Source organism: Tenacibaculum aiptasiae (assembly GCF_965221665.1).
Classification (GTDB): domain Bacteria; phylum Bacteroidota; class Bacteroidia; order Flavobacteriales; family Flavobacteriaceae; genus Polaribacter; species Polaribacter aiptasiae.
Map to the genome: position 1 here is coordinate 25,214 of NZ_CBDCSN010000001.1, position 10,741 is coordinate 35,954.

Annotated in this window: 10 protein-coding genes; 8 read left to right on the top strand and 2 right to left on the bottom strand. The window is 28.1% G+C overall.

Annotated features, from left to right (window positions below; all coding sequences use genetic code 11):
* Positions 1-9: 9 nt before the first annotated feature.
* The gene (locus ACOQN8_RS00120) at positions 10-2,409 is read right to left on the bottom strand and encodes a YfhO family protein (RefSeq protein ID WP_420551160.1); all 2,400 of its coding nucleotides are present in this window, start codon (positions 2,407-2,409) and stop codon (positions 10-12) included.
* Between the two features lie 2 nt (positions 2,410-2,411).
* Positions 2,412-2,693, bottom strand: coding sequence for a DUF4834 family protein (locus tag ACOQN8_RS00125; RefSeq protein WP_272150387.1), 282 nt, complete (start codon positions 2,691-2,693; stop codon positions 2,412-2,414).
* Between the two features lie 141 nt (positions 2,694-2,834).
* On the opposite strand from ACOQN8_RS00125, the gene ACOQN8_RS00130 reads away from it, so the two are divergent.
* The 8 genes from ACOQN8_RS00130 to ACOQN8_RS00165 all read left to right on the top strand — a co-directional run.
* Positions 2,835-4,202, top strand: a complete 1,368-nt coding sequence (locus tag ACOQN8_RS00130; protein WP_420551161.1) for a transporter — start codon at positions 2,835-2,837, stop codon at positions 4,200-4,202.
* Positions 4,203-4,220: 18 nt separating this feature from the next.
* Positions 4,221-5,339 carry a GTP cyclohydrolase gene (locus ACOQN8_RS00135; RefSeq protein WP_420551162.1) on the top strand — a complete coding sequence of 373 codons (1,119 nt, stop codon included), beginning with the start codon at positions 4,221-4,223 and terminating at the stop codon, positions 5,337-5,339.
* Complete coding sequence (locus ACOQN8_RS00140; RefSeq protein WP_150900756.1) at positions 5,339-6,049, top strand: 16S rRNA (uracil(1498)-N(3))-methyltransferase; 711 nt, start codon at positions 5,339-5,341, stop codon at positions 6,047-6,049. Before ACOQN8_RS00135 ends, ACOQN8_RS00140 begins: the two co-directional genes overlap by 1 nt.
* A gap of 148 nt (positions 6,050-6,197) precedes the next feature.
* Entirely contained in the window at positions 6,198-7,259 is a 1,062-nt protein-coding gene (locus tag ACOQN8_RS00145; RefSeq protein WP_420551163.1) for a helix-turn-helix domain-containing protein, read from the top strand.
* Between the two features lie 516 nt (positions 7,260-7,775).
* Positions 7,776-8,417: a DUF4159 domain-containing protein gene (locus ACOQN8_RS00150; protein ID WP_420551164.1), complete on the top strand. Its 642-nt coding sequence runs from the start codon at positions 7,776-7,778 to the stop codon at positions 8,415-8,417.
* Positions 8,401-9,315 carry a bile acid:sodium symporter family protein gene (locus tag ACOQN8_RS00155; protein WP_150900753.1) on the top strand — a complete coding sequence of 305 codons (915 nt, stop codon included), beginning with the start codon at positions 8,401-8,403 and terminating at the stop codon, positions 9,313-9,315. Before ACOQN8_RS00150 ends, ACOQN8_RS00155 begins: the two co-directional genes overlap by 17 nt.
* 3 nt (positions 9,316-9,318) lie before the next feature.
* Entirely contained in the window at positions 9,319-10,371 is a 1,053-nt protein-coding gene (locus tag ACOQN8_RS00160) for a lysophospholipid acyltransferase family protein (protein ID WP_420551165.1), read from the top strand.
* 84 nt (positions 10,372-10,455) lie between these two features.
* A partial coding sequence (locus ACOQN8_RS00165; RefSeq protein WP_420551166.1) for an RrF2 family transcriptional regulator occupies positions 10,456-10,741 on the top strand: 286 nt, incomplete at its 3' end.

The window sequence follows — 10,741 nt, forward strand, 5'->3', positions numbered from 1 at the left end:
AAAATATAATTATTGTTTTCTTTTCTTAAAAGCCACCCAACCTACTGGAATTAAAAGTAATAATGCATATGAAAATAATGTAATTACATTTCCTGTTGCTATAACTGTAGGTTCGTATTTAAATACTATTTCATGTTTTCCTTTTGGAATCTCCATTCCTCTTAACACATAATTTACTCTGTGATAAGGAACTTGTTTACCATCTAAATAGGCATTCCAACCATCCTTATAATAAATTTCAGAAAACACAGCGAAACTATTTACTGTTGCATTTGTTTCATAGACTAATTCTGTTACATCATTTTTGACTAAATTTATCGATGAAATAGAGTCTTTCTGAAACTTTAATGAAGTTAACTCTCCTTTTAAATGTTTTGAGTTTAACACAGCTTCTTCTTTCGTTTTTAAACTATCTAGAGCTTTTATTTCTCTATTGGCTGTATCAACAACTTTTAGTCTCTCAACAAACCAAGCATTTCCATTGGCATCTTTATTTTCTTGAAATTTATCTTCACCAATAATAATATATTTAGCATTTAACATATTCAATACCTCTAAATTATTCTTAGCTATCTGGTAGTCAAACAACTCTTGATACCTCTTCATTTTTGCTGCATGGTACCCTCCTATTGAATTATGAAAATAAGAAGTTCTACCATCCTGCATTGGATTTACACTAAAGTTAGCTACTCTATAATAATCTTTATCTTTTAAAATTTCCTTATCAGCTTGGTTTGGCGAAAATGGTTTTAATACTCTTCTTGCAGATGTAAAATCTTCTTTGTTTACATAATTAATATCTACAGAAACCAAATCAAATACTATTAATCCACCAATAATTATTAAAACTGGAATTTGTTTTAACTTTCCTTTTAAATAAAACCATAATAAACCACCAGTTACTAAAACTAACAGGAATGATCTTACACTGTCATTAAACAACATATCCTTTCTATCAGAAATTAAAGCATCAATCAATGCTGGTAATTGTTGATATTGGTTATCTCTAAGTCCTTCAAAAGCAAACAGACTTGAACCAAATAAGGCGAAAATCACAGTTAGACCTCCTATTACATAAAAAGCTTTTTTAACAGCCGTTTCTTTTTCTTCTGAAGAAATTTTGGTTGAAAAGAAATCTCTTAAAGCTATAATTCCTAATAATGGTACGCATAATTCTGCTATTACTTGAATAGATGAAACTGCTCTAAACTTATTGTACAAAGGCACATAATCGATGAAGAAATTTGTTATTATTGGAAAGTTTTTACCCCAACTTAATACAATAGAGAAAATAGTAGCAGAAACTAACCAATATTTCAATCTTCCCTTTACTAAAAATACTCCTAAAAAGAATAAAAAGAATAAAATTGCTCCTATGTAAGCTGGTGCTTCTACAATAGGCTGTTTTCCCCAATAAGTAAGTACTTGACTTGAATAATCTTTTGCTACACTTTTACCAGCATTTTGCTCTAAAACTTGATAAAAATTAGAGTCTTCACCTAATTTTTCAATAGTTCCACCTCCCATAAAGCGAGGTATTAATAAATTAAATGTTTCTCCTATTCCATAACTATACTCTGTAATATAAGCTTTATCTAGTCCTGTAGTTTTTTCTTTAGGGCTTCCATCGACATTTATAGTTAGTTCTGACTTCCCTCTGGTACTAAAATCTCCATACTGTTTCATTGCCAATAATCTCGTAGAGTTAACCCCTAAACCTATAAACATTGCAACAACTAATATTAATGCCTGTTTAGCAAAAACATGTAATGTTTTTGTTTTAAATGCTTCAATAAATTCTACAATAGCTAATATTAACAAACAAAAAACAAGGTAATAAGTCATTTGAGGATGATTTGCATACACTTCTAAAGCCATAGCTAAAGAAGTAATTACAAAACCGAGTAAATATCTTTTTTGGAAAACATATAATACTCCTGCGATTACTAACGGCATATATCCTATTGCATGGGCCTTTGCATTATGCCCTGCACCAAAAATGATAATTAGGTATGTAGAAAAACCAAAGGACAAACTACCTAATATAGCTAGTTTCCAATCTACTTTCAATGCATTTAACAACAAGAAGAATCCTAAGAAGTATAAAAACAAGTAATCAGCAGGTCTTGGTAAAAATCGAATAGTTTTATCAATATATCTTACAAAATCATTCGGATAATAAGCACTAACTTGATAAGCTGGCATTCCACTAAACGCATTTCCTAACCAATAAGGCTCCTCCCCTTTTTCTGCTCTATAATCAGAAACTTCTTTAGACATTCCTATAAACTGAGTAATATCACTCTGTTTAATTTGTTTTCCACTTAAAACTGGATTAAAATATAACAATGATATAACAGCAAAAGCAGCTATTGCTATTGCAAATGGAAGTATTTTTTTAAAATTCATAGCTAGTCTATTTCTTCAAAGTCAACATACTCTCCTACCGAATTATTGCTTTGCTTATTATTTCGTGGTTTTTTATCTATAATTGTTTTTCCTTCTTCAACATCTGTTTTTTGTTGTTGGTTTTGATATTGTTGCTCAGCTCTTTTCTGTACTTTATCAACAGCTTTTTTAATTAAATATGGAGCAAACAACCTCACAACAAACTTAACAGCATAATATGCTACAAGGATTATTAGTAAAGTTCTTAAAAAATTCATAGGTCCAGCCTCATTTATATGTATCATCTATTTCTTGTAAATAAAAAAATCTATCAAAAATAACAATTTGAAGCAAAAGGAAGCGTTAAGACTTTACAAAACTTAAATTATACGGTAATTCGTATTTTTACGTATGTTTGTATAATTTCTATAACTTGAATTCATAACATGATTAAGAAACTTTTTTTGTTTTTTGCTTTTTGCTCAACCTTTCTTGTAAATGCACAATACACGACTGTTATAAATTCTAACCGTCCAGGTTTTTCAGAGAGTCCATACAGTGTAGGTTCTGGTATTTATCAATTTGAATCAAGCCTATTTTTTAGAAAAATTAATGCTACACCTACTTTTAGTAATCCGCAAGCTATTGGGTTAAACTTATTATTTAGGACTAGTTTCTTTACCGAAAAACTAGAATTTAACTTAAATACAAGTTTACAAAGCGATAAAAATGCTTTTAAAAATGTTTTTGAATCTTCATATAATCAAATAGGTTTTGGTAATTTAACTTTAGGAGCAAAATATTTAGTGTATACGCCTAAATATGATGATAAGAGTAAAGAAATTAGAAGCTGGAAAGCTAGACATTCTTTTGATTGGAAAAGATGGATTCCACATGTAGGAGTATATGCTGGGTTGAATTTTGGAAGCATCTTAAATGATTATCATAAAAAAGGTGGTGTAACTCCAAAAGTTGGGGTTTTACTACAAAATGAATTTTCTGATAAACTAAATGTAATAAGTAATTTATATTATGATTACATAGGAAGTGATTTTTCTGAATTCTCATACATCATAACTGGAACTTATAATTTTAATGATTATTGGTCTGGTTTTGCAGAACTACAAGGATCATTTGAAAAATACCAAAGAAAAAGTAACATTGGTTTTGGTGCTGCCTATTTATATAGCGAAAATTTACAGCTTAATGCTACTGCCAGAATAATGCGTCAGCAAGACGAAGTTGGTTTTTATACTGGTGTGGGAGTTTCTTATAGGATAAATAGACATCGAGATGATTTTGTTGAAGTAGATGAATTTGGTAATAAGATAGTAGAACAAGAAGAAACTAAATATGATGAAAACAAAGGTTTCTTTGGGCGCTTATTCAGTAAAGTAAAAAAGCTGTTTAAGAAAAAAGAAAAGCAAACTATTGTTATTGATGATGGTGAAAAGAAAGAAGAAATAACTATAGAAAAACCAAAAAGACAACGTCAAAAATCTTTAATAGATGTCATTGCTAAAGAGGACAAAAAATTAAAGAAAAAAACTGCTAAAGCAGAAAAGAAAGCTGCTAAAAAAGCTAAAAAGAAGGCTGAAAAAGATGCCAAAAACAAAGCTAAAGAAGCAGAAAAGGCTGCTAAAAAGAAAGAGAAAGAACGCTTAAAGCTTGAAAAAGAAATAAAAAAAGAAAAAGAAAAAGAAGCCAAACGTAAAGAAAAAGAACGTTTAAAGCTTGAAAAGGAAATAAAAAAACTAGAAGAGGATTTAAAAAAGGAAGAAGAGAAAGAAAAAGAAAAGAAGAAGGATAAATAAAAATGATACATTTGCTGTATGATTGAAATTAAAGAAATAAACACCAAAAAGGAAATGAAACAATTTGTTAAGTTTCCTTTTTCTCTTTATAAGAATAATAAATATTGGGTACCTCCAATTATCAACGACGAACTAAATAGTTTTGACAAAGACAAAAACCCTGTTTTTGAACATGCAAACGCTCGTTTTTTTATTGCTTTAAAAAATGATGAAATTGTTGGACGTGTTGCTGCAATCATCAACACATATGAGGTTGAAAAACAAAACATAAAAAAGATGCGTTTTGGTTGGTTTGATGTCATAGATGATATAAATGTAACTAAATCACTAATTGAAAAAGTTAAGGAAATTGGTTATCAAAATAACCTAGAGTATGTGGAAGGTCCAGTTGGTTTTAATAATTTAGATAAAACTGGAGTTCTTGTAGAAGGATTTGATCACATAGGAACTATGATTACTTGGTATAATCATCCATATTATTCAAAACACTTAGAACAATTAGGCTTCAAAAAAGAAAAAGAATATTTAGAAAATAAATTCCGCTTTAGTAGTGAGGCTGCTTCAAAATATGAGAAGGCTAGTAACATTATTCAAAAAAGATACAATTTAAAAGCCTTGAATTTTACTTCAACAAAAGATATCATACCTTATGTTGATGAAATGTTCGATTTGTTTAGCAAAACTTACTCTAAACTTTCCACTTATGTTCCAATCTCTAATGCACAAATAAAGCATTTTAAAGAAAAGTACATTAGTTTTATCAATCCTGAATACATAAAGTTTGTTCTAGATGAGAACAACAAATTAGTCGCTTTTGCTATTGTGATGCCTTCTTTTTCTAAGGCTTTACAAAAAGCCAATGGAAAACTATTTCCTTTTGGAATTTTTCATTTATTGAATGCTAGACGCAATTCTAAAGATGTAATTTTTTATTTGATTGGAGTACATCCTGACTATCAAAATAAAGGAGTAACTGCTATAATTTTCAAGCACTATTCTGAAATTTTCACAAAAAAGAATATTGAAAATTGTATAAGAACTCCTGAACTAGAAGATAATACAGCCATACAAAAAATATGGAAAGTTTTTAATCCTTCAGTACACAAAAGAAGAAGAACTTACAAGTTAAATTTATAATGCAGCTATTTTTTAACCCTAATATTACTCCCGAGACTAAAGAAATTACTTTCGAAAAAGAAGAAAGTAGGCATATTGTTCGCGTTTTAAGAAAAAAAGAAGGAGATATTTTACATATTACCAACGGTAATGGTTATTTATTCTTTGCTGAAATAGTAATTCCAAACGATAAAAAGTGTTTGGCTACCATTATAAAAAAAGAAGAAAAAATTAATCACAGAAAGTACTATTTACATGTAGCTATTGCACCAACAAAAAACAACGATCGTTTAGAATGGTTTTTAGAAAAGGCTACAGAAATAGGTATTGATGAAATAACTCCTATAATTTGTGATAATTCTGAACGAAAAGTAGTTAAAACTGAACGATTATCTAAAATAATTCAATCTGCCATGAAACAATCGCTTCAGTTTACACTCCCAAAACTTAATTCACCTATAAAACTTTCTGAGTTTATTAAGAGTGATTTTTCTGAACAAACCTTTATTGCGCATTGTGAAGAAAATACAGAAAAAGTATTTTTAAAAAACATTGTTAAACCAAATTCAAAGTATACTATTCTAATTGGACCTGAAGGTGATTTTTCTACAAAAGAAATTGATAGTTGTTTACATAAAAACTTCACCCCTATTTCTTTAGGAGAAAATAGATTAAGAACGGAAACCGCTGGTTTAAGCGTAGTACAAAATATTGCCTTTATTCATCAATAAGTCATTTTTTGTATATTTAAAGTTCTAAATAAATATACAACTATTGAATACTGCTGACTTTTTCAATTTTTTCTTACTTATTAGTGCATTACATGGTTTTGCCTTTAGTATAATTCTTTTTTGTTCTAAAAATGGGAGAGAAAAAAGTATGCTATATTTAAATTTATTAATACTAGCTATTTCTTTAAACAACTTCCAGTCTTGGGCTTTAGAAAAGAATTTATTTCAACATAGGTTTGCTTTAGACTATATTCAAATACCCTGGCACTTTTTAGCCATGCCCTTTCTTTATATGTTTTTAGTCAATTATTTGAATTTAGCAGATAAGTCTTATAAACTACTAAAAGTTATAATTCCTTTATTTTTAATAATCGTTGTAGCTCAAGTAAGTTTTGTATTTAATTACAGTAATAGCACATTTACTCAAAATGATTTAGATTATTTATACGAACGATATACTTCTTTTGAAGAAATTTTTAGTTTAGTAGTATCACTAAGCATTTTCATATACTCTTTTTATATCTTATATAAAAAAGAAAAACTTTTCCCTAAAATATTATCATTTGATAATTTAAAATGGATACACACTTTCTTTAAATTGACTACTGTTGGATACTCATTGTGGATTTTAGCTTTGATTATAAAAGTTAAAATGAATTTTTCAGGTTTTTTATTTTCATATTACCCTTTAAGAATTTACACAACCATCCTTATATACTGGCTAGGATATCAAGGACTAAGACAAATTCGAATACTAAAAGAACGTAAACATATTAGAGAGTCATTATCTATTGAATTGAATGGTAATATTAATGTTAATGCGATTAATTTAAATACAATAGAAGACACCTCTTCTGAAAAACATAAAGAGCAATTTTTGAAAATAGATGATTTTATAAAAAAGAGTAAGAAGTATTTATTACCTAAATATACTTTACAAAATTTATCATTAGATACAGAGTTAGGGTCAAGCACACTTTCTCTTATCATTAATAATATTGCTGGTAAATCATTTACTGATTATCTAAATGAAATGAGAGTAGAACAAGCTAAAAGCCTTTTACTCGATTTAGATTATTCTAACTATACTATTACTTCTATTGGGTTAGAATCTGGATTTAACTCAAAATCTACTTTTTATACTGTTTTTAAAAAACACACTGGGTATACTCCTGTTGAATTCAAAAACATCACAGTAGCAGTTAATTAAATTTGTTACTTTTTATAAAAAAAGGGTTCGAAAACATCCAAATTGGATGTTTTCGAACCCTTAAATTCTTAATAGCCTTTATATTTGTAAACGAGAAATTTGAAATCCAAAGTGAAAATTGTGAAGGGGTTTTCTATTTTGAATTTAAATATTCTTTAAAATATTTATTGAGTAATAAACTCAATAATGAAAAAGAAAAGGTTTGTCCTAAAAACACCAATATGACTATTGGTGTTTTTATTTTTTGTCACTCCTAAGTATATTATCTCACCAGAATAAACATTTTACTTTTTATAAAAAAAGGGTTCTAAATCGTCCAAATTGGACGATTTAGAACTCATTTATTTTTACCCTATTATATATTTGGTACAAGAAGTTATGTAATTATTGAAAATAATAAGGGGATTTTTAATTTATAAAATAACTTCAGTAAGGGGAAAAAGAAAACACCAATAGTCATATTGGTGTTTTTTATTGTTGTTTTATTATATTGCTCTTCATTACATAATATACACAATGAAAAAGGCTTTAGTTATTCTATTTTTAATAAACTCCTTCATCGTTTTTCCTCAACAAATAGCTGTATTAAAATATCAAGGAGGTGGCGACTGGTATGCAAATCCAACTGCATTACCTAATCTTATTGAATATTCTAACCTTCACACAAAAACCCTAATTGATAAAAACATACAAACGGTAAGTTTAGATGATGAAACAGTAAATAATTATCCAATTATATTTTTAACTGGACATGGTAATGTTTTTTTCTCCAATGAAGATGCTGAAAACCTTAAAAACTATTTAATTTCTGGAGGTTTTTTACATATTTCAGATAATTATGGGTTAAATAAATACATTAGAAGAGAACTTAAAAAAGTATTTCCTTCTTTAAAACTTCAAGAAATACCTAATAACCATCCTATTTATCACCAAACATTTTCTTTTCCTAATGGATTACCTAAAATTCATGAACACGATAAAAAACCACCTCAAGGCTTTGGTCTTTTTTACAAAGGGCGTTTAATTGTATTTTACGATTATGAAAGTGACTTAAGTGATGGATGGGAAGATGCATCTGTTCATAATAATCCTAAAGAAGTACGCGAAAAAGCTTTAAAAATGGGTTCAAACATTATAGAATATGCCTTTAAAAACTAATGATTTTCAAATAGACAGTATTAAAATAAATTTTGACACTGATGCTTTATGGATGTTAAACATCGCATTGGCTATTATCATGTTTGGTATTGCTTTAGATATTAAAATTGCTGATTTTAAAAGATTATTAAAGAATCCTAAAATTGTTTTAGTTGGATTATTATCTCAGTTTATTTTACTTCCATTTCTAACTTTTGTAGCTATTTACCTAATCAAACCATATCCTAGTTTTGCACTTGGTATGATGCTTGTTGCTGCTTGCCCTGGAGGAAATGTCTCAAACTTTTTTAGTAAAATGGCAAAAGGAAACACTGCTTTATCTGTTAGTTTAACTGCCTTTGCTACTTTACTATGTTTAATTATGACCCCTTTAAACTTACAAATATGGGGAAGCCTATATGAGCCTACTAATGCTATTTTAAAAAGTGTTTCTTTAAATCCTTTTGAATTATTTAAACTTGTATTATTAATACTAGGAATCCCAATAATTTTAGGAATGTTAGTCAATCATTTTCATTCAGAAATGGCTACAAAAATTAATAAGATACTTCGTCCTTTTTCAGTAGTTTTCTTTTTACTTTTAATTGTAATTGCTCTTTATGATAATGCTGATATATTTAAAAACTATATTCATTTAGTATTATTTTTAGTAATTTTTCATAATGTATTTGCATTTATTATTGGTTATGTAACGGCAAAATCATTCAAACTTAATCATAAAGACACGAAAACAATTTCTATGGAAACTGGTATTCAAAATAGTGGATTGGGACTTCTCCTAGTATTTAGCTTCTTCGATGGTCTTGGTGGTATGGCACTATTAGCTGCTTTTTGGGGTGTATGGGATATTTTTTCGGGAATGGCTTTAGCAACTTATTGGGGTAGAAAAAAACTATAATTAATGAGATACTTAGTTTACTATTTTTTTAAAGTACTAATCAAAACTGGTTTGTTTTTTTATTCTAATAAAATAAAAGTTACTGGAAATAAAAACATCCCTAAAGATGGTGCTATTTTATTAGCTTCTAATCACCCAAACGGTTTGATTGACCCTTTAATTATAGCAACTCATATTAAGAGAAAAACACATTTTTTAGTACAAGCTGGTGTTTTTACAAGTAAATCTGTTTCTAACTTTTTTAATTTATTAGGTATGATGCCTATTTATCGCATTAGAGATGGTATAAAACAACTTTCTAAAAATGAAGCAATCTTTAATCAATGCCAACAGCTTTTAAAGAACAATAAAGCATTACTTATTTTTCCTGAAGGAAGTCATAATAGAAAAAGAACTGTCAGACCACTTAGCAAAGGCTTTACAAGGATAATATTTGGTACTCTAAATAATTACCCAGATACAAAAATTTATATTATCCCTGTAGGTATTACTTATCAGAATTCTTCTCAATACCCTTCAAAAGTAGCTGTAAACTTTGGTGAACCTATTGTATCTAACGATTTTTACAAAGAAGACAATCTAAATGCCTCAGCTAAAGTTTTAAAAGAAAAAGTGAGCTCACAATTAGAAAACTTAGTAGTTCATATTAAAGATGATGAAAACTATGAATCTACTCTAGAAAAGCTAAATAATGCTCAAGTTGATTTTACTCAAGTAAAAGAGGTTAATAAAATAATAAAAAGTGGGAATTTACCACCTCTAAAACAATCTTATAAAAACACTTTTAATCCTTTATACTATTTAATGGTTTTAAATAGTGTAATTCCATATTATTTATGGAAAAAGGTAGGCAAAAAAGTTACTGAAATTGAATTTATCGACACTTTTCGTTTTAGTATTAACACAATTTTATTTCCTACTTTTTATGCATTACAAAGTTGGATTGTTTATTTATTTTTCAACTGGGAAATAGCATTATCTTATTTTGTTCTTTCTTTATCATTGGTTTTGCTATACACTAAAACCCACATATGTAAAACTGAAACTACAAATTAAAGTTTCTTTTGTGTTTCAAAATATTTTATAAAAGATATTTGTATCCGTTATAAAAATTACACTACCTTTGTAAAAATATTTTATATGTTTTCAAAATCTTGCGAATATGCCATGAGAGCAATATTATATATTGCCAAGCAAAGCTTTAACGGTAATAAAACTGGCGTTAAGGAGATTGCTAAGGCTACAAATTCGCCAGAAGCTTTCACTGCTAAGATTTTGCAAAAACTAACAAAAAACAACATTGTAAACTCTATTAAAGGCCCTTATGGTGGTTTTTTAATATCTGAAAGTAAATCTCAAACTATTAAACTTAGCGAAATTGTAAAAGTTATTGATGGTAATGAAATTTATACTGGATGCGGTTTAG